Origin of the sequence: Streptomyces sp. NPDC093018, from assembly GCF_040684035.1 — a bacterium.
Taxonomy (GTDB): domain Bacteria; phylum Actinomycetota; class Actinomycetes; order Streptomycetales; family Streptomycetaceae; genus Streptomyces; species Streptomyces murinus.
The window spans coordinates 548,374-567,210 of sequence record NZ_JBFBFF010000005.1 but is presented as its reverse complement, the minus strand read 5'-3'; the positions used below and the strand labels follow the sequence as shown (position 1 = coordinate 567,210).

Sequence of the window (18,837 nt, the reverse complement as noted above, 5' to 3'; positions counted from 1 at the left end):
CCGTCGCCCCGCTCACAGGCCGGAGGCCAACGCGTCCCGCCGCCGCTGGATCCCCGCCGGCACCGCCCTGGACCGGGCCGGCGTCCCCGTCCAGCACGTCCCCCGGCGGGACAGCAGCCGGTGCAGCCACAGCTCCAGCGAGACCAGGTCGGCCAGGCCCTCCACCGTGGACCCGGTGGCCGCCGAGCGCAGCGCCCCGCGGATCACGCCCCCGTCCACCAGCCCCGCGTCGGCGAGCAGCGGGCGGGAGAAGAGGTCGAGCAGGGGGTCGGCGGACAGCCGCAGGCCCGCCCGCGCGGCGGCGGCCGAGGACGCGTGCGAGGGGGTGCCCCAGCCGGGCGGCAGGTCGGTGATGCCGGTGCCCTTCAGGACGGTGCGCAGGATCTCGGCCCGCGCACCGGGCCGCACCCGCAGCGCCTCCGGCAGCTCACGGCACGCGCGGACCACCTGGTTGTCGAGGAAGGGCGCGTGCAGCCGCTGCGAACGGACCTCCGCGGACTGCTCCAGCACCCGCAGGTCCGCGGCGTACCGGGCGAGCGCCGCCCGTGCCCGGTGCTCGCCGGGCCGCTGGACTCCGGTACCCGACCGGTCCCCCTCCACTCCGAGCAGAACCGATACTTCAGCCAGTGCCTCCCCCGTGAGCCACCGGGCGGCCGGACCCGGCGCGGCCCAGGTCAGCGCGGCGAGCGAGGCCCCGACCGCCCCCTTCGGCTCCTCGAACCGCCGCCGCATCAGCCGCTCGGCCAGCTCCTCCAGGCCCGCCCGGTACGGCGTACGGGCGAGCCGCCGGGCCGCGCCGTACACCCTCGCCGGGACGAGGACCGAGCCGTCCGCCCGCGCGAGAGCGGCGACCGGCCCGACCAGATGCCGGCGTCTGCGGTCCATCAGCAGGTCGGCGAGCCGGGCGGGGTGCGCGTCCAGGACCTGGCGCGCACCGTGCCCGGTGAAGTGGTCCGCGCTGCCCGCGGCCAGTCGCGCCCGGTGGCGTCCCGCCGTGACCAGCGAGGGTCCGGGTTCGTCGGTGAGGGGGCCGTCGAGATCGGCGTAGGGCAGGGCCTCCTCGCCGCCGGTCACCACCACGTGGTGCAGCCGCGGGTCGGCCGCGAGCGCCCCGGCCCGCTGCACCTCGGCCTCGCGCCCGCCGACGGCGAGGTCGTTGAAGGTGACGGCCAGGAGGCGTTCGCCGGTGCCGTGGCCGAGGAGGGTGCCGGGCCGGCCGGGCAGCCCGGCGGCGAGCAGCGCGAGGGTGGCGGAGGCCGGGCCGCCGGACAGGTCGGCGCCGATCCCGGGCACCGGCATCCCGCGCCGGGCGCGCCGCTCGGCGGGCCCCATCCCGGGTACCGGGCCGGGATCGAGGTCGGGTACGTGCCGCGGCGCCGAGAGCCGGGTGCGCACCGCCTCCACCAGGGCGTCGCGTACGGCGTCCACCGCGCGATCGGGGTCGGCGGGGGGCGCGGACACGGCGAGCGAGGAGACCTGTTCGTACCCGGCGATCTCCCGCGCCCCCGCGCGCAGCACCAGCGCGTGCCCCGGCGGAATGCGCCGTACCCCTTCATAGGGGGTGGTGTCGCGCAGCGCGGCCGGGACCTCCGGGGCGGCGAGCAGGGCGGCCAGATGGCCGAAGTCGAGGTTGGCCTCGATGAGGTCGGCGAGCGGCAGCGCGGCGGTGGCGTACGCCGTGCCGCCCGCCCACGGGGTGTGGAAGACCGGGCGGGCGCCCGCGAGATCGCCGCAGACGGTGACGCGGCGGCCGACCTGGACGACGGCGGTGTAGCTGCCGGGCCAGTTCGTCAGATGGCGCAGCGCGCCGCCGCGCGCGGTGAACAGGCCGCGCCGCAGCTCCTCGTCGGAGGCGCCGCAGATGCCGAGGACCGCGATCCGGTTCTGCTCGTCGGCCGTGACCACGCGCACCTCGTCCGGGCGCCAGTCGCCGACCGCCCACAGCGGGTCGGGGTCGCCCCACAGCAGCTGGGAGCCGACCGGGTGCAGGGTCTCGCCGTCATGGCCCAGCGAGCCGGCGGAGCCGAGCCCGGCCGTGCCCGCGGCGGCGCTGCTCCACCCCACCAACCACCGCATCGTGCCTCCACAGCCTGTGGACAATCAGTGCACCGATCGAACCGGTCCCCATGCTGCCACGAAGGACGCCTGGGAGAGGTGTGGTGACACCGCACGAAACGGCGGGAGGAGGAAGGGGGTTCGCGGCCGCGCGGCCACCGTGATCCGGGGTTCGGACGGGTGCCACCAGGGACGGCTCGACGCGAATGCACCCCCGTACGCTCCCCTAAAACGCCTTTCACGCCCCTAAGTTGCATGGTCATCGCAGAAATCACCCCAAGACCTGCGGGACGATTTTCAGCCAAATACCAGATCGTGTCCGGGAGATGAGCACGCTCCGTAGGGGTTCGCGATGATCGCGGCGCCCCGGACGCACGCACGGTCCGGGAGACGGCATCCGCCTCCCGGACCGGTCCGCCACCCGCGGGGATGAAGGTGGCGGTGTCCCCCAGCCCACTGGATCCAGTACAGCGGGCCGACCCACGCAAGACCAGGAAACCGTCCGCGAGTTGGCCGGAGAAGAGCGCACGGCCGGGCGCACGGCCACACGCGCGGGGGCACGCGAGGACCGGTCCGTGCACGGTGCGTACTGGTCCGCACTCCCGTACGGACCACAATCCCGCCATCCGGAACAATGCCCCTTAACGCTTGGGATGCGGCGAACTACGCTGGGTTTACGAATGCCGCGCGGTTATGCCCGCGCGGCGGCCGTCTGTGTCGAGGGGTGGCGCATGTCCAGGGAGCAACGCGGGCCGAACGAAAAACTCGGCGCCGTTCTCGCCCTCGCGGGAATCAGCAACGCAGGACTCGCGCGTCGCGTCAACGATCTTGGCGCCCAACGCGGGTTGACACTTCGCTACGACAAGACGTCCGTGGCGCGCTGGGTGTCGAAGGGCATGGTGCCGCAGGGCGCCGCGCCCCACCTCATCGCGGCCGCCATCGGACAGAAACTCGGCCGTCCGGTGCCGCTCCACGAGATCGGCCTGGCGGACGCGGACCCCGCGCCCGAGGTCGGCCTCGCCTTCCCGAGGGACGTGGCGCAGGCGGTGCGGTCGGCGACCGAGCTGTACCGCCTCGACCTCGCCGGGCGCCGGGCCGGCTCGGGCGGGATCTGGCAGTCGCTGGCCGGATCCTTCGCGGTGAGCGCCTACGCGACGCCCGCCTCACGCTGGCTGATAACCCCCGCCGACAGCTCGGTCGCGCGGGAGGACGGCTCCGCCGAGGGCGCCGGGTCACCGGTCAGAGTCGGCCACAGCGATGTACGCAAGCTGCGGGAGGCCGCCGAGGACGCCAGGCGCTGGGACTCCAAGTACGGGGGCGGCGACTGGCGTTCGTCGATGGTGCCGGAGTGCCTGCGCGTCGAGGCGGCGCCGCTGCTGCTCGGCGGGTACTCCGACGAGGTCGGCCGCGCGCTGTTCGGCGCCTCCGCCGAACTGACCCGGCTCGCCGGGTGGATGGCCTTCGACACCGGCCAGCAGGAGGCGGCGCAGCGGTACTACATCCAGGCGCTGCGGCTCGCGCGCGCGGCGGCCGACGTGCCGCTCGGCGGGTACGTCCTCGCCTCCATGTCGCTCCAGGCGACGTACCGGGGCTTCGGGGACGAAGGGGTCGACCTCGCGCAGGCCGCCCTCGAACGCAACCGGGGGCTGGCCACGGCCCGCACCATGAGCTTCTTCCGGCTGGTCGAGGCGCGCGCCCACGCACGCGCCGGGGACGCCCAGGCGGCGGGCGCGGCACTGAAGGCGGCGGAGAGCTGGCTGGAGCGCTCCCGCGAGGGGGACAACGATCCCTCGTGGCTCGGGTTCTACGGCTACGACCGCTTCGCGGCGGACGCGGCCGAGTGCTACCGGGACCTGAAGCTGCCGCGCCAGGTGCGCAGGTTCACCGAGCAGGCGCTGTCGAAGCCGACGGAGGAGTTCGTGCGCTCGCACGGACTGCGGCTGGTCGTCTCCGCGGTGGCCGAGCTGGAGTCCGGGAACCTCGACGCGGCCTGCGAGCAGGGGGTGCGGGCGGTGGAGGTGGCCGGCCGGATCTCCTCGGCGCGGACCACGGAGTACGTGCGGGACCTGCTGCACCGGCTGGAGGCGTACGGCGACGAGCCGCGGGTGGTCGAGCTGCGGGAGCGCGCCAGGCCCCTGCTGATGACCCCGGCGTAGCGCCGTGCCCCGGCACCGGTGCGGTACTGATCACCCCGGCGTTTGAAGGCACTGTCAGTGGCGCAGTGCACTATCGACGTGGGAGGTGGTGCAGGTGCCGGTCGGGGCGTACGACTGTGATGTGCTCGTGGTCGGAGGGGGGATCGTCGGGCTGTCGACGGCGTACGCGGTCGGCAGGGCGGCGCCGGGGACGCGGGTGACCGTGCTGGAGAAGGAGCCGGGCCCCGCGCGCCACCAGACGGGGCGCAACAGCGGGGTGATCCACAGCGGGATCTACTACCGCCCGGGCTCCCTCAAGGCGCGGTACGCGGTGCGGGGCGCCGCCGAGATGGTGAAGTTCTGCGCCGAGTACGGCGTCGAGCACGCCGTCACCGGCAAGCTGATCGTGGCCACCGAGCGCGCCGAGCTGCCCCGGCTGCACGCCCTGGTCCAGCGCGGCCGGGAGAACGGAATCCCGGTGCGCGAGCTGGGCGCCGCCCAGATCGCCGAGTACGAACCCGAGGTGCGCGGACTGGCCGCGATACACGTCGGCAGCACCGGCGTGTGCGACTACACGGGCGTGGCCCGGCAGCTCGCCCTCGCCTCCGGCGCCGACATCCGCTACGGCGCGCGGGTCGTCCAGGTGGACCGGCGCCCGGAGCGGGGCGTGGCCGTGCGCACCGCGGCCGGCGACATCGTGCGCGGCCGGGTCCTGGTGAACTGCGCCGGGCTGTACTGCGACGAACTGGCCCGGCTGACCGGCGACGAGCCCGGCGTGCGGATCGTGCCGTTCCGCGGGGAGTACTACGAGCTGGCCCGGCCCGAGCTGGTGCGCGGCCTGGTGTACCCGGTGCCGGATCCGGCGTTCCCGTTCCTCGGCGTGCATCTGACCCGGGGCGTCGACGGCGGCGTGCACATCGGCCCGAACGCGGTCCCGGCACTGGCCCGGGAGGGGTACGACTGGACGGCCGTACGGCCCCGGGAGCTGGCCGGCACCCTGGCCTGGCCCGGATCGTGGGCGATAGCCCGGCGGCACTGGCGCTACGGCGCCGGTGAGCTGCACCGCTCGCTGTCGAAGGGGGCCTTCCTTGAGGCGGTGCGGGGACTGCTGCCCGCGGCCCGGGCCGAGGACCTGGTACCGGCGCCCGCCGGGGTGCGGGCACAGGCGGTGCTGCGGGACGGCTCACTGGTGGACGACTTCCTGATCAAGGAGGGCCCCCGCGCGGTGCATGTGCTGAACGCGCCGTCCCCGGCGGCCACCGCGTCCCTGCCGATCGGCCGGGAGGTCGCGCGCCGGGCGCTGGAGATGCTGGCGGCGGCCGGCGGAGCGGGCATCTCCGCGCCGCGCCCGTAGACTCGTTCGTACTGTGTCTGATGCGCTGAACACCCCCGACGTCCTGTCCGAGCCGGCCCCGGACGCCCCCGGTGCCGCCCCCCGGCCCGCCCGGGCCAAGGGCGAGCCGCGCTTCCCGGGCGGCCCGCAGGCCGATCCCGCCGGCTCGCACTTCGAGCGGCGGATCCGCAGCTTCCAGCCGCGCCGCAGCCGGGTGACGACCGGGCAGGCCGACGCGCTCCAGCGGCTGTGGCCCGCCTGGGGGCTGGACATCGACGGACAGCGGGTGCTCGACCTCGCCGGGCTGTTCGGCGACGACCGTCCGGTGGTCCTGGAGATCGGCTTCGGCATGGGCGAGGCCACCGCGCAGATGGCCGCCGCCGACCCGGACACCAACGTGCTCGCGGTCGATGTGCACACCCCCGGCCAGGGCAATCTGCTGAACCTGGCCGAGCAGAACGCGCTGGACAACATCCGGGTGGGCAACGGGGACGCGATCATCCTGCTGCGCGAGATGCTCCGCCCCGACGCGCTCGCCGGGCTGCGGGTCTACTTCCCGGACCCCTGGCCCAAGAAGCGCCACCACAAGCGGCGGCTGATCCAGCCCGAGTTCCTCGACCTCGCCGCGACCCGGCTGCGGCCCGGCGCGCTGGTGCACTGCGCGACCGACTGGGAGCCGTACGCCGAGCAGATGCTGGAGGTGCTCTCCGCCCACCCCGACTTCGAGAACACGCAGGCCGACGGCGGTTTCGCGCCCCGGCCCGGGTTCCGGCCGCTGACCCGTTTCGAGGGACAGGGACTGGACAAGGGTCATGTCGTGCGCGATCTTCTCTTCCGCCGCAGGTAGACACCGCAGGTAGACGCCACCAGTAGACGCCGCAGATAAACCGCTCAGCCCCTCGTCCCGCCACCGTTAGGGTCGATGCCGTGGCCACCAGTTCCGTGTACCCGACGTATCCCCCGCACCCCGGTGCCGAGGCGCTGCGCCACCCGCACTGGTGGCAGCTGCGCTGGGTGCGGTACGGCGCGCTGATCACACTGCTGGCGATGTCCGCCCTCGTCATCCTGGCGCTGGTGCGCAAGGAGACCGGCACCGAGGGGTTCCTGGTCGGGCTCGGCCTCGCGGTGCTGCCGGTGCCCTGGCTGATCACCGCGTTCCGCTGGCTGGACCGGGTGGCGCCCTTCGCCTGGCGGAACCTGGTGTTCGCGTTCTGCTGGGGCGCGTTCGCGGCGGCGCTCATAGCCATCGTCGCCAACAGCTTCGCGACCAAATGGATAGCCACCTCCACCGCGGACCCGGCGGGCGCCAACACCCTCGGCGCCACCGTGATAGCCCCGATCGTCGAGGAGTCCGCCAAGGCCGCGGCCGTCCTGCTCGTGTTCCTCTTCCGCAGACGCGAGTTCACCGGGATCGTGGACGGGATGGTGATAGCCGGGATCACCGCCACCGGGTTCGCGTTCACCGAGAACATCCTCTATCTCGGCACCGCCTTCGGCACCGACCAGGTCACCGGCGGCCACGGCATCGTCTCCGTCACCGCCGCCACCTTCTTCGTGCGCATCGTGATGTCCCCGTTCGCGCACCCCCTGTTCACCACCTGCACCGGCATCGGCTTCGGCCTCGCCGCGGTGTACGGCTCCCGCGGGCGCGCCCGGCGGGTGCTGATCCCGCTCGGCGGACTGCTCCTCGCGATGTGCATGCACGCCCTGTGGAACGGCTCGGCCGCCTTCGGCCAGTACGGCTTCCTCGCGATCTACGGCGCCTTCATGCTGCCCGTGTTCGGGCTGCTGACCTGGCTCGGGATCTGGACCCGGCAGCGGGAGCTGCGCACGGTGCGCGAGGAGCTGCCGACGTATGTGCTGGCCGGCTGGCTGGGTCCGGCCGAGCCCTTCGCGCTCAGCTCGATGCGGGCCCGCCGGATGGCCCGCGACTACGCCCGCCACCACGCCGGGCGCCCCACGGCGCGCGCGGTCGCGCAGTACGAGACGTACGCCACCGCCCTCGCGCAGCTGCGGGCGCGGGGCCGCCGCGGCCGGGCGGGCGCGGACTTCGCCGCCCGTGAGCGGGAGCTGCTGGAGCAGCTGTGGCAGCGCCGGGAGGCCGCCCGCCCCGCCCTGGAGTACGCGGCCCGCAGGGCGGCCCCCGCCCCCGTCCCGCCGGGCTGGGCGCCCGCGCCGTACGGGCACGCGTATGTACGGGGGCCGGGGCCCGGGTACGGCCCCGGGTACGGGTATCCGCAGGGCCCCGGACATGGCTACGCGCAGGGCCCCGGCCCCGGACACGCGCAGGGACCGGGTCCCGGGTACGGCTACCCGGCGGCGCCGTACCCGTCGTACAACCCGTACCGGATGTGACCTACGCCGAGGCGTCCGTCAGCCGCTTCAGTTCGTCGTCCGTCAGCTTCAGGTCGCCGACGGCCAGCAGCGGCGGGAGCTGCTCCAGGGTGCGGGCCGAGGCGATGGGCGCGGTGACGGTCGGCCGGGCGGCCAGCCAGGCGAGGGCGACGGTGGCGTGCGCGGCGTCGTGCGCGGCGGCGATCTCGTCGAGGGCGGCGAGGACCTTCTGGCCGCGCTCGGTCTCCGCGTACTTCGCGGCCCCGCCGGCACGGGCGCTGTCCACCGTCGCGCCGGGCCGGTACTTGCCGGTCAGGAAGCCCGAGGCGAGCGCGAAGTACGGCACCGTGGACAGGCCCTCGCGGGCGACGAGGTCCTGGAGCGGGCCCTCGTAGGTGTCCCGGGAGACCAGGTTGTAGTGCGGCTGGAGCGCCACATAGCGGGCCAGGTTCTCGCGGGTGGAGAAGTCCAGGGACTCCTTGAGCCGCTCGGCGCTGATGTTGGACGCGGCGATCTGCCGGACCTTGCCGGCCTTCACCAGCTCGTCCAGCGCGCCGATGATCTCCTCGACCGGCACCTCGGGCTGGTCGAAGTGGGTGTAGTAGAGGTCGATGTGGTCGGTGCCCAGCCGGGCCAGGGAGGCGTCGGCGGCGGCCCTGATGTTGGCCGCGGACAGGCCCTTGTACTGCGGGTGCTGGCTGACCTTGGTGGCGATGACGACGTCGGAGCGGTTGCCGCGGGCCTTGAGCCACTTGCCGATGACGGTCTCGGACTCGCCGCCCTGGTGGCCCTCGACCCAGGCGCTGTAGGAGTCGGCGGTGTCGATGAAGTTGCCGCCCGCGGCCGCGTACGCGTCCAGGACGGCGAAGGAGGTCTGCTCGTCGGCGGTCCAGCCGAAGACATTGCCGCCCAGGCAGAGCGGGAAGACCTCAAGGTCGGAAGAGCCCAGTGTGCGCAGAGAAGTCATGCTTCACATCAACACCGGCGGCGAATGATCGCATTCCGCCGCCGGTGCGGAGATCCGCGCGGATTCCGCGCGGATCTCGTCAGGGGTTGAGGCCCTTGTCGCGCAGCCAGGGCGCGGGGTCGACGGCGGTGGCCTGCCCGTTCGGGTGGACCTCCAGGTGCAGATGCGGCCCGGTGACATTGCCGGTGGCGCCGACGCGGCCGATGACCTCGCCGGTGCTGACCTTCTGGCCGACCGAGACATTGATCGAGGACTGGTGGCAGAACCACAGCTCGGTGCCGTCGTCCAGGGTGAGGACGGTGCGGTAGCCGTAGGCACCGGCCCAGCCCGCCTGGGTGACGGTGCCGCCGTGCACGGCCTTGATCAGGGTGCCGGTGGGGGCGGCGAAGTCGAGGCCGGTGTGATAGCCGGAGGACCACATGGCGCCGGGCTGCCCGAAGGTGCCGGTGATCGTGTACGAGACGACGGGCAGCGTGTACTGCTTGGCCAGCTCGGCCAGCCGCTTGGCCTCGGCCGCCTTCTTGGCGTCGGCCTCCGCCTTCTCCTTGGCGGCGGCGGCCTTGTCGGCGGCCTCCTTCTCCGCCTTGGCGGCCGCGGCGTCGCTCTGCTGCTGGGCGGCAGCGACCATCGCGGCGGTGGCCTTGCTGTCGGCCTGGCCCTGCTGCTGCTCGGCCTGGGCCATGATCCGGTTGCGCAGGGCCTCGCCGGCGCCGCTGTCCTTGGCGCCCTCGGTGGTCTGCCCGAGGTCGGTGAGCGCGGTGGCGGGCTCGGCCTTGGACGCGTCGGCGGAGTCGTCGCCGAAGAAGTGCTCGACGGTGGACAGGTGCGGCACCGAGACGTTCGGCATGTCCGGCATCGAGATGGAGACCGGCGGCTTGCCGGTGTTGGCGCTGGCGATGCCGCCCGCGCCGACGGCGGCGATCACACCGACGCCGAGAACGGTGGAGCTGCGGGCGAAGCCGCCGCGCTGCTTGGCGACGCGGTGCCGGCCGCGGACCGGGGTGACGGTCTCCTCGGTGGGGTTCCACTCCTCCCAGGGTCCGTCGTCGTCGAAGGCGGGGCCGGGGCCGAACGACTCGGGTTCACGCTGGGCGGGCACGAACGGGGCTTCTGGGGCAGGGCGGTTGGACGCCACGGGGGCGTGCTCCTTTCCTTCCTCCGCCTACCGGGTTAGCTGACGGGTTCGGAGCAGGAAGGTCTCCTACGCGCGTATACCGCTCGTGGACCGGTTCGAGTCCGCGACGGTGTCCGCGTGATTCACCCCAAGGTGGTGGTTCCCCGGTTCCCTTACGGGATTCGGCGCGTGCGCACGGAGCCGCCTCGGGTGACGGCTGGGACGACCGCGCTGCGTTATCGAACGTTAATAGACCCGGGGGGAACTTTCCAAGCCGTTCGGCTTGATCATTAACGCTTCGACCCGTGGACTTACCGCCCAGCGGGCCGCCAAACCGGGCGAGTTGACCGGGGTTCAGGAGTCATCGAGTTTTTGACGGTGACTCAGACGTTATGCGCAGGGCGGTCGCACGGTCACTACGGGTAACCCCCGTATCCGGGGTCCGGAAAACACTCAGGGCCGGAATCCATCAACTGGATTCCGGCCCTGAGATATCAGTAGCGGGGACAGGATTTGAACCTGCGACCTCTGGGTTATGAGCCCAGCGAGCTACCGAGCTGCTCCACCCCGCGGCGATGTCTCTACTGTACGCCATCACCGGGGTGGAAAGCACATCGGTTACGACGGGCCCCCGGACCGGCCCGGCAGATGCCGGTTCGGGGCCTTGGCCAGGTCCTCGTACTCGGGCAGTACGAGGACCTCGGCGCCCGCGCCGGTCAGCACCCCCGTGCCGTCGGCCGCCACCACGAACGTGTCCGGCTCGCGCCAGGCGGTCACCACCCGGCGCACCCCCGCCCGCAGGATCAGCTCGGCGCAGGGCGCGGGACGGGAGGCGCGGCGGGCGCAGGGCTCCAGGCTGCTGTAGACGGTGGCGCCGGGCAGCCGGGGGTCGGCGGGGTCGGTCCTGGCGAGCGCCGCCTCCTCCGCGTGCACCACCGGGTCCGTGCCCTCCCGGGAATGGCCGCGGGCCAGCTCGGTGCCGTCGGCGGCGACCACGACCGCGCCGACGCTGAAGGCCGTCTCCGAGGGCGGGCACAGCGCGGCCAGCTCGCAGGCGGTGCGCAGCCAGTGCCGGTCGGCCGCGGTGGGCAGCGGGCCGGTGCCGGGCGCGGTGGGCTCGTAGCGCAGCAGCACGACGTCCTCGATCCGGCGGGACTCGACGAGCCGCAGCCGGCCCTCCTGGTAGCGGCCGGGCCCGAACAGCCGCGGGGCGGCCGGATCGCCCACGATCAGCGGGGCGAGGGCCAGCTGGAGCTCGTCGGCGAGGCCCTGCTGGAGGAGCTGGGTGTGCACGGCCGCGCCGCCCTCCACCATCAGCCGGCCGACCCCGCGCTCGGTGCGCAGATGGCCGAGCAGCGCCCGCCAGTCCAGCTCCGGGCCGAGCGCGACGACCTCGGCGGCGCCGCCGAGCAGCCGGGCGGCCTTCGCCGCGCCCCGGTCGGTGGTGTAGACGAGCTTGTCGCCGCCGGTGTGCCAGAAGCGGGCCCCGGCATCGAGGTCGCCGTTGCCCGTGACGGTGACCTTCAGCGGGTACTCCGGCAGGCCCCGCGCGAGCCGCACCGCGCGCCGCTCGGCGGAGTTGACCAGCAGCCGTGGGTTGTCGGCCCGCAGGGTGCCGGCGCCGACCAGGAGGGCGTCGGCCGAGGCCCGTACCGCGTCGACCCGGTCGAAGTCGGCCGGTCCGGACAGCAGCAGCCGCTCCGGGCCGGTGTCGTCCAGGCAGCCGTCGAGGGAGACGGCTGCGGACAGCAGCACGTACGGGTACGGCGCGGACTCGGGGTGGGCTCGCTCGGTGCTCATCGGCTCCAGTGTGCGGCCCCGGGTCAGCCGGTCTGCTCCCGGGCAAGGCGCGCGTCGCCCGGTTCGTGCCCGGTGCAGGACAGGGCGACGATCAGGACGCCGCCGCAGGTGATCGCCCAGTCGGCGAGGTTCATGACGCTGAAGTCGCGCACCGAGACGAAGTCGACCACCGCGCCGCGCATACCGCCCGGTGAGCGGAAGAGCCGGTCGGTCAGATTGCCGACCGCGCCGCCCAGCAGCAGGCCGAGGGCGATCGCCCAGGGGGTGCTGGTCAGCCGGCGCGACACCCGCACGATGACGGCGGCCACGGCGAGCGCGATCAGGGTGAACACGATGGTCGTGGCGCTGCCCATGCCGAAGGCCGCGCCGGGATTGCGCTGCACCCGCAGCTCCAGCCAGGACCCGAGCACCGGCACCGGGGCCCGGCCCTCCAGGCCCGCGACCACCGCGAGCTTGCTCCCCAGATCGACGGCGTAGGCGACGGCGGCCACCAGCCACAGCACCCGCACCCGCACCCGCTTCCCGCTCCCGCTCGACTCGCTCTGCGTCACCCTCGTACTCCTCCCCGATTCCCGCCCAGCGTACGGGCCGGTCGGCGGGACGTCACCGTGTTCCCGGGCCCGCGGAAACGGCATTCGTATTTTCGCCAGTTGCTGTCATACGACCGCCGAACCCCGCTTTCGAGCTACAGAAGCACCCGAATGCCCCACACCCTCATCTCCCGAGAGGCTCGTTAGCTGACCGTGGCATGCACTGAGAGACGCACAGCGCTGAATCTCCACTCGCCGGTCACATTCCGGCTGGAAAGCAGGGAAGGCGAGGTGTTCACCGACGGCTGTTCAGATCTTCTCGACGATTTCTTGAAGAGAATCCGCCAGCTGGAGAGTGAGTACCTGCGGGCGATGGTGAGGCTCTAGGAGTCAGCCCATGGACAGGATTCACGATGAAGACGTTTTGTGTGACTATGAGTTCAGCACGCTCGAGATGCAGTGGGACCCGGTCGAAGAGCTGGCCCAGATGCTGTCCGGGGCGTCCGCCGCGAATCCCGACCCGGCCCCGCCGCACGGCAGGTCCAGCCACCGGAAAAACCGCCGGCGCATCCGAACCGAGCCCGGATTGCTGCGCGACAATCAGCGCGGCGCGCCCGTCACGCTGCTGATCGCCACCATCTCGGTGTGCGCGCTGTGCATGCTGGGCTGGTCCTTCTCCTATTCCTACGCACAACTCCGCGCCACCGCTTCCTCCGTACTGCCGATGCGCCTCGCGCAGTGGTGGCCGCTGACGGTGTACGGACCCTGGCTCGTGGCGGCGCTTTCCATTCTGCGGGCGACGGTCCAAAGCCGAAGTGCCAAGAGATCGTGGGGAGTTCTGCTGGGCGCCTCCACGATGGCGGTCGCCCTGTGCGTCTGCCACGCGGCGCATTCCCCGCTTTCCCTGATCATCTTCGGAATTCCGCCGATCACCGCCCTGGTGTGTTTCTGGGAGATCGTCGGCCAGGTCTCCTCCAAGGTGGCCCGCCCCCGGCATGCCGCGCACAGCCGCCGCAACCCCAAGGCGCAGGGGCCGTACGACGTGAGGTGAGTGAGCCGGCCCGCCGAAAACACCGGCGGGCGCGGTCACGTCACAGCAGGACGACGCAGCCCCGCCGCTCCAGCTCCGCCGTCAGCGGGGACTCCCGGGGGCAGTCGTTCCAGCGCAGGTCCAGCTTCTCCAGCGCGGGCAGCTCCACGATCCAGTCGGGCAGCCGGGTGAGCCGGTTGCCGCGCACGTCCAGCTGCCGCAGCAGGGGCAACCCGGCCAGACACGGTGGCAGTTCGGGCAGCGCGTTCTCCCGCAGATCGAGGTGGCGCAGCTCCTTCAGCGCGCCCATGGACGCGGGCAGGGCCGCCAGCTCATTGCCCCGCAGCCAGAGCTCGCGAAGGCTCCCGAGGTCTCCGACGGCATCGGGCAACGTGGTCAACCGGTTGTGCTGCGCCCGCAGTTCGACGAGCCCGGCCATCCGTCCGATGGTCTCGGGCAGGGCCGTGAGCACGTTCTCCCCGACGTTCAGGTACCGCAGCCGCGTCAGGTTCCCCAGTTCCTCGGGCAGCCGGCCGAGCGCGTTGTCGTGCAGGTAGAGGAAGCCATCGAGCCCGGTCAGCTCCCCGATCTCCGGGGGCACCGAGGTGAGCCGGTTGTGCCCGAGGTCCAGGGTCCGCACGTCCCGCAGCCGTCCGACGGCGCCCGGCAGCACGGTGAGCCCGTTGTCCGCGAGGACGAGCACCTGGAGCCCGGCACGCTCCCAGACCGACTCGGGCACCTGCCCCAGCTGCCGCCGCCACAGATTCAGCACCCGCGCGGAGTCCGGCGTCACGCCGCCCCGGCCCCGGCCGCCACCAGCAGGCGCACCACGTCCCCGACCCGCCGCCGGATCTCCGGGTCGGCGACGACCCCGTCCGCCCCCACATCGCCGTGCCCCACCGGCACCCGCACACAGGCGGCCTCCACGACGGCCGCCCCGGTGTACCCGAGCACCGTCCGCAAGGTGGCCTCCGCGCCCTGTCCCCGGCCGGGCGCCGCCACATTGACCCAGGCGACCGGCTTGTCGCAGATCTCGGTCCCGCCGACCGTCCAGTCCAGCAGATTCTTGAACGCGCCCGGCAGCGTCCCGGCGTACTCCGGCGCGCAGATCAGCACCGCGTCCGCCGCCTCGATCGCCGCCCGCAACCCGGCCACGGCCGCCGGCAGCGGCTCCCGGTCGTCATCGGGATTGAAGTGCGGAAGCCCGCCCAGCCCCTCGTACATGAGGGTCCGCACCCCGGCCTGCGCCGCCACCGCCCGCGCCGTGCGCAGCAACGCCTCATTGGCGGAACCGGCCCGCAGGCTCCCGGACAGCAGCAGAATCATCACCGAACCCCCTGAAAACGGCCGAAGCCCCCAGCTCGAACTGCCTCTGAGCTGGGGGCGATTCCGTAGGCCCTGTGGGACTCGAACCCACAACCAATGGATTAAAAGTCCACTGCTCTGCCAATTGAGCTAAGGGCCCAGGCGATGTTGCCTGTCCGAGCATAGCCGGAGGAGGCCGGGTCTCCGATCGGGTAGGGGGGACCCGGCCGCGTCGGGGGGTGGGATGGCTAGTTTTTGACGGGGGTGGAGGCGGGGGTGCGGGGGCGCGCGGGGTCGAGGAACCAGTGGCGGGCGGAGACGAACCACCAGGTGGCGGCGAAGCCCAGGACGACCAGGACGGCGACCGGGGCGTAGTTGAAGGTCTTCCAGGTGACGGGCGAGACCTGGGGGAGCATGAAGAGGATCGTGATCGCCAGCACCCACAGGATTGAGACCACCCCGATCACGCCCGACCAGCGGCCCAGGTGCCAGGGACCGCGCCGGAACGCCGCGCCCTTGCGGACCCGCAGGAAGGTCGGGACGACGTAGGCGATGTAGAGGCCGATCACCGCGATGGACGTCACCGCCGCGTACGCCGTCGAGTTGATCAGGTAGGGCAGGCCGAGGACCAGCGCGGCGAGCGCGGCCAGCCAGACCGCCGCGACGGGGGTGCGGGTGCGCGGGCTCACCGTGTGCCAGAGCCGGGAGAAGGGCAGCGCGCCGTCGCGCGAGAAGGCGTAGATCATGCGGCTGTTGGCGGTCACGGAGGCCATGCCGCAGAAGAGCTGGGCGCCGATCACCACCAGGAGCAGCAGCTTGCCGGAGGTGGCGCCGAGCGCGTCCAGGAGGATCTGGGCCGGCGGCGCGCCGGTCGCGGAGGTCAGCTCCTTGTCGTACGACTGGATGGCGTAGGTGAAGCCGAGCAGCAGGACGAACCCCGCGATCCAGGACGTCCAGATGGAGCGCACGATGCCCTTCGGGCCCGCCGTGGCCGCGTCGCGCGTCTCCTCGGTCATATGGGCGGAGGCGTCGTAGCCGGTGAAGGTGTACTGGGCCATCAGAAGGCCGAGCAGGACGACGTAGACACCGCTGCCCCAGCCCGTCCCGTTGACGAAGTGGGTGAAGACGAAGGACGTCGAGCGGTGGTGGTCGGGTACGACGGCCAGCGCGCCGACGATGACCGCCACCCCGAGCACGTGCCACCACACGCTCACGCTGTTCAGGAAGGCGACGATCCGCACGCCGAAGGTGTTCAGCAGGCCGTGCAGCAGCAGGATCGCGGCGAAGAGCAGGACCGTGCGCACGCGCGTGACCTCGAAGTCGAACTGGAGGTTCAGATACGCGCCGAGGAAGGACGCCGCGCCGAAGTCGATGCCCGCGGTGACCGCGACCTGGCCCAGCACGTTGAACCAGCCCGTGAACCACGCCCACGCGGCCGCCGAGCGCGCGGGCGCCAGCCGGTGGGCCCAGAAGTACAGTCCGGCCGAGGTCGGGTAGGCCGAGCAGATCTCGGCCATCGACAGCCCCACGAGCAGCGTCATCAGGCCGACCGCGACCCAGCCCCAGGTGATCACGGCGGGGCCGCCCGTGGTCATGCCGAAGGAGTAGAGGGTCAGACAGCCCGACAGGACCGAGATGATCGTGAAGGACACCGCGTAGTTGGCGAACGCCGACATACGGCGGGCGAGGACCTGCGTGTAACCGAGCTGGGCCAGCCGCTCCTCGTCCGAGGGCACACCCACTGTCGCGTCTTCTGTCATGCCCCCAGCAATTCCCCTGTCACGGGCGTGACATGCGTCACTCGGGGCCGGGACGCGGAAGGGCCCGCACGACGTAGGTCGTGCGGGCCCTTCGCGGTTCGTACGGCGATCCGTCAGCCGTTGCGCTTCCAGCGCGGCTTGTCGTCGCGGCGGCCGAAGGAGGAGCCGGTGCCGCCGGTGCCGCGGTGGTCGTCACGACGGCCGTAGGGGCGCTCGTGGCCGCCGGAGCGGAAGCCCGGACGGTCGTCGCGGCGGTCGCGGTTGAACGGACGGTCGCTGCCCCGGTGGCCACCGCGCTCGTCACGGCGGAAGCCACCGCGGTCGCCGCCGCGGTCGTCACGGCGCTCGAAGGAACGGCCACCGCGGTCGTCGCGACGCTCACCGCGGTCGTCACGACGGAAGCCGCCACGGTCGTCACGACGCTCGAAGGAACGGCCACCACGGTCGTCACGACGGTCGTCGCGGCGGTCGTCACGGCGCTCGAAGGAGCGGCCGCCACGGTCGTCACGGCGGTCACGATCGAACGGACGACGGTCGTCGCGGCGCTCGAAGGAACGGCCACCGCGGTCGTCGCGGCGGTCACCGCGGTCGTCACGGCGGAAGCCACCGCGGTCGTCACGACGCTCGAAGGAACGGCCACCACGGTCGTCGCGGCGCTCGAAGCCGCGGCCACCGCGGTCGTCACGGCGGTCACGGTCGAACGGACGACGGTCGTCGCGGCGCTCGGGCGCCGCCGAAGCCGCCGGACGCTCCTCGCGCTCGGTCTCCCGGGCGGCGGGCTCCTCGGCAGCCAGCTCCTCGGCGGCGGAGGCCTGCGCCTCGGCCACCGCGGTCTCCGGGTCCTCACCGCGCTCGCGGGCGACCCGGGCCACCAGGCGGTCGGCCTCCTCGCGCAGCTCCGTCGCGCGGCGCTGGGCACGCTCCAGCTGCTTGGCCAGCTGGCCGACCTCGCGCTCGGCCTGCTGCGCGGCGTTGCCGGCGGACTCGGCCTGCACCTCGGTCATGGACCGGGCGCCGGTGATCTCGGCGACCTCCGGCTCGAAGGCGGTGCCGCCCTGGATGATGTGGCGGCCCGCGTCGACGCCGGCGTCCTCCATCAGGCGGAAGATCTGGCGCCGCTGGTGCGGCAGCGACAGGGAGACGACGGTGCCGGTACGGCCCGCACGCGCGGTACGGCCCGCACGGTGCAGGTAGTCCTTGTGGTCGCCGGCCGGGTCCACGTTGAGGACCAGGTCGATGCCGTCGACGTGGATGCCGCGGGCGGCGACGTCGGTGGCGACCAGGACGTTGACGTAACCGTCCTTGAAGTCGGCCAGGGTGCGGGTGCGCGCGCCCTGGGTCATGCCGCCGTGCAGCGCGTCGGCCTTCACGCCCGCGTCGCGCAGCTGCTCGGCGACGCGGTCGGCGCCCAGCTGGGTGCGGACGAAGATGATCGTGCGGCCCTTGCGGGAGGCGATCGCGGCGGTGACCGGCGCCTTGTCCTTGGGCTTCACGATGAGGATGTGGTGCGACATGGTCGTCACCGCGCCCTGGGCCGCGTCCACCTCGTGGGAGACGGGGTTCTTCAGGTAGCGGTCGACGAGGGTCTGGATCTCGTTCTCCATGGTGGCGGAGAAGAGCATGCGCTGACCGCCGGCCGGGACCTGGTCGAGCAGTTCGGTGACCTCGGGCAGGAAGCCCAGGTCGGACATCTGGTCGGCCTCGTCCAGGACGGTGATCTGGACGTCCTCCAGCGAGCAGGCGCCGCGGTTGATGATGTCGCGCAGCCGGCCCGGGGTGGCGACGAGGATGTCGACGCCGCGCTCCAGGGCGTAGATCTGGTTGCCCATGGACGTACCGCCGCAGACGACCTTCATCTTCAGGCCGACGACGTCGCCGTACGGCTGGAGGGCGTCCGCGACCTGCATGGCCAGCTCACGGGTCGGGGTGAGGATGACCGCGCGGGGACGCTTCTTCTCGGTGCGGCCGCCGGCCAGCTGGGCCAGCGTCGGCAGACCGAAGGAGAGGGTCTTGCCGGAGCCGGTGCGGCCGCGGCCGAGGATGTCCTTGCCGAGCAGGGCGTCCGGGATGGTCGCGGCCTGGATCGGGAAGGGGGACGTCACGCCGTTCTGCGCGAGCTTGCGCACGACGCCCTCGGGGAGGCCGAGGTCGGCAAAGGTGATCTGGGGGGTCTGGGGGGCCTCGGGGGCCTGGGTCTCAGTGGCCTCGGTCGTCTCGTCCACGAGTTCGTTCACGTTCTCGTTTTCGGGCACGACGATCTGGTCAAAACTGGACACGGACATGCGAATGCGAAACCTTCCGGAGTCTCTTCGGCACGCGCCCGTCAACTCCGTGATTCGCACACGACCGCCTCAATGCGGTCCGCCACGGCAAGGGAGAGTACGCGCCACACGGCGCGCTCTGCAGTGGCGCCGGGCAAATGGGATCAAACGATCTACCACCATACGCACCCCCCACCCCTGAAGGCAAACCGA

The 18,837-nt window shown here is 72.6% G+C and carries 14 protein-coding genes, 2 tRNA genes and 1 riboswitch; of the genes, 5 read left to right on the top strand and 11 right to left on the bottom strand.

What is annotated here, in order from left to right:
* Positions 1-12 precede the first annotated feature (12 nt).
* The gene (locus AB0N90_RS15920) at positions 13-2,076 is read right to left on the bottom strand and encodes an asparagine synthase-related protein (RefSeq protein WP_365196702.1); all 2,064 of its coding nucleotides are present in this window, start codon (positions 2,074-2,076) and stop codon (positions 13-15) included.
* A 710-nt stretch (positions 2,077-2,786) separates the two neighbouring features.
* On the opposite strand from AB0N90_RS15920, the gene AB0N90_RS15915 reads away from it, so the two are divergent.
* The 4 genes from AB0N90_RS15915 to AB0N90_RS15900 all read left to right on the top strand — a co-directional run bounded on the left by AB0N90_RS15915 (position 2,787) and on the right by AB0N90_RS15900 (position 7,878).
* Positions 2,787-4,211: an MFS transporter gene (locus tag AB0N90_RS15915; protein WP_361671655.1), complete on the top strand. Its 1,425-nt coding sequence runs from the start codon at positions 2,787-2,789 to the stop codon at positions 4,209-4,211.
* A gap of 85 nt (positions 4,212-4,296) precedes the next feature.
* Positions 4,297-5,544 (top strand): L-2-hydroxyglutarate oxidase, encoded by a 1,248-nt coding sequence (lhgO, locus tag AB0N90_RS15910; RefSeq protein WP_365196698.1) that lies wholly within the window; start codon positions 4,297-4,299, stop codon positions 5,542-5,544.
* Positions 5,545-5,587: 43 nt separating this feature from the next.
* Entirely contained in the window at positions 5,588-6,370 is a 783-nt protein-coding gene (gene trmB, locus AB0N90_RS15905; protein ID WP_365196753.1) for a tRNA (guanosine(46)-N7)-methyltransferase TrmB, read from the top strand.
* An 80-nt stretch (positions 6,371-6,450) separates the two neighbouring features.
* Positions 6,451-7,878 (top strand): PrsW family intramembrane metalloprotease, encoded by a 1,428-nt coding sequence (locus tag AB0N90_RS15900; RefSeq protein ID WP_365196695.1) that lies wholly within the window; start codon positions 6,451-6,453, stop codon positions 7,876-7,878.
* Position 7,879: 1 nt separating this feature from the next.
* Here the strand turns inward: AB0N90_RS15900 and AB0N90_RS15895 are convergent, their stop codons facing one another.
* From AB0N90_RS15895 to lspA, 5 genes are all read right to left on the bottom strand, one after another.
* Positions 7,880-8,824, bottom strand: coding sequence for an aldo/keto reductase (locus AB0N90_RS15895; RefSeq protein WP_365196692.1), 945 nt, complete (start codon positions 8,822-8,824; stop codon positions 7,880-7,882).
* A 79-nt stretch (positions 8,825-8,903) separates the two neighbouring features.
* Complete coding sequence (locus AB0N90_RS15890; RefSeq protein ID WP_365196689.1) at positions 8,904-9,959, bottom strand: M23 family metallopeptidase; 1,056 nt, start codon at positions 9,957-9,959, stop codon at positions 8,904-8,906.
* Between the two features lie 7 nt (positions 9,960-9,966).
* Positions 9,967-10,136, bottom strand: a riboswitch (cyclic di-AMP (ydaO/yuaA leader).
* Between the two features lie 300 nt (positions 10,137-10,436).
* Positions 10,437-10,510 (bottom strand) — tRNA-Met (locus AB0N90_RS15885).
* Positions 10,511-10,556: 46 nt separating this feature from the next.
* A complete protein-coding gene (locus AB0N90_RS15880) occupies positions 10,557-11,738 on the bottom strand; it encodes a dihydrofolate reductase family protein (protein ID WP_365196685.1) in 1,182 nt (393 codons plus the stop codon).
* A gap of 23 nt (positions 11,739-11,761) precedes the next feature.
* Complete coding sequence (gene lspA, locus AB0N90_RS15875; protein WP_365196682.1) at positions 11,762-12,289, bottom strand: signal peptidase II; 528 nt, start codon at positions 12,287-12,289, stop codon at positions 11,762-11,764.
* A gap of 376 nt (positions 12,290-12,665) precedes the next feature.
* Between lspA and AB0N90_RS15870 the strand changes: the two genes are divergently transcribed.
* Positions 12,666-13,319: a DUF2637 domain-containing protein gene (locus AB0N90_RS15870; protein WP_365196679.1), complete on the top strand. Its 654-nt coding sequence runs from the start codon at positions 12,666-12,668 to the stop codon at positions 13,317-13,319.
* Between the two features lie 40 nt (positions 13,320-13,359).
* Here the strand turns inward: AB0N90_RS15870 and AB0N90_RS15865 are convergent, their stop codons facing one another.
* From AB0N90_RS15865 to AB0N90_RS15845, 5 genes are all read right to left on the bottom strand, one after another.
* Positions 13,360-14,091: a leucine-rich repeat domain-containing protein gene (locus AB0N90_RS15865; RefSeq protein WP_365196678.1), complete on the bottom strand. Its 732-nt coding sequence runs from the start codon at positions 14,089-14,091 to the stop codon at positions 13,360-13,362.
* Positions 14,088-14,624 carry an NADPH-dependent FMN reductase gene (locus tag AB0N90_RS15860; protein WP_365196675.1) on the bottom strand — a complete coding sequence of 179 codons (537 nt, stop codon included), beginning with the start codon at positions 14,622-14,624 and terminating at the stop codon, positions 14,088-14,090. Before AB0N90_RS15860 ends, AB0N90_RS15865 begins: the two co-directional genes overlap by 4 nt.
* 66 nt (positions 14,625-14,690) lie before the next feature.
* Positions 14,691-14,763, bottom strand: a tRNA-Lys gene (locus AB0N90_RS15855).
* Positions 14,764-14,851: 88 nt separating this feature from the next.
* Positions 14,852-16,363 carry an amino acid permease gene (locus AB0N90_RS15850; RefSeq protein WP_365196674.1) on the bottom strand — a complete coding sequence of 504 codons (1,512 nt, stop codon included), beginning with the start codon at positions 16,361-16,363 and terminating at the stop codon, positions 14,852-14,854.
* A gap of 113 nt (positions 16,364-16,476) precedes the next feature.
* Positions 16,477-18,645, bottom strand: a complete 2,169-nt coding sequence (locus AB0N90_RS15845) for a DEAD/DEAH box helicase (RefSeq protein WP_361671684.1) — start codon at positions 18,643-18,645, stop codon at positions 16,477-16,479.
* Positions 18,646-18,837 lie beyond the last annotated feature (192 nt).

Bases quoted from the DNA above. Each gene is read 5' to 3' on its own strand.
- AB0N90_RS15850 (WP_365196674.1), bottom strand. From the start codon at position 16,363: ATGACAGAAGACGCGACAGTGGGTGTGCCCTCGGACGAGGAGCGGCTG.
- AB0N90_RS15860 (WP_365196675.1), bottom strand. From the start codon at position 14,624: ATGATTCTGCTGCTGTCCGGGAGCCTGCGGGCCGGTTCCGCCAATGAG.
- AB0N90_RS15880 (WP_365196685.1), bottom strand. From the start codon at position 11,738: ATGAGCACCGAGCGAGCCCACCCCGAGTCCGCGCCGTACCCGTACGTG.
- AB0N90_RS15870 (WP_365196679.1), top strand. From the start codon at position 12,666: ATGGACAGGATTCACGATGAAGACGTTTTGTGTGACTATGAGTTCAGC.
- AB0N90_RS15920 (WP_365196702.1), bottom strand. From the start codon at position 2,076: ATGCGGTGGTTGGTGGGGTGGAGCAGCGCCGCCGCGGGCACGGCCGGG.
- AB0N90_RS15845 (WP_361671684.1), bottom strand. From the start codon at position 18,645: ATGTCCGTGTCCAGTTTTGACCAGATCGTCGTGCCCGAAAACGAGAAC.
- AB0N90_RS15895 (WP_365196692.1), bottom strand. From the start codon at position 8,824: ATGACTTCTCTGCGCACACTGGGCTCTTCCGACCTTGAGGTCTTCCCG.
- AB0N90_RS15915 (WP_361671655.1), top strand. From the start codon at position 2,787: ATGTCCAGGGAGCAACGCGGGCCGAACGAAAAACTCGGCGCCGTTCTC.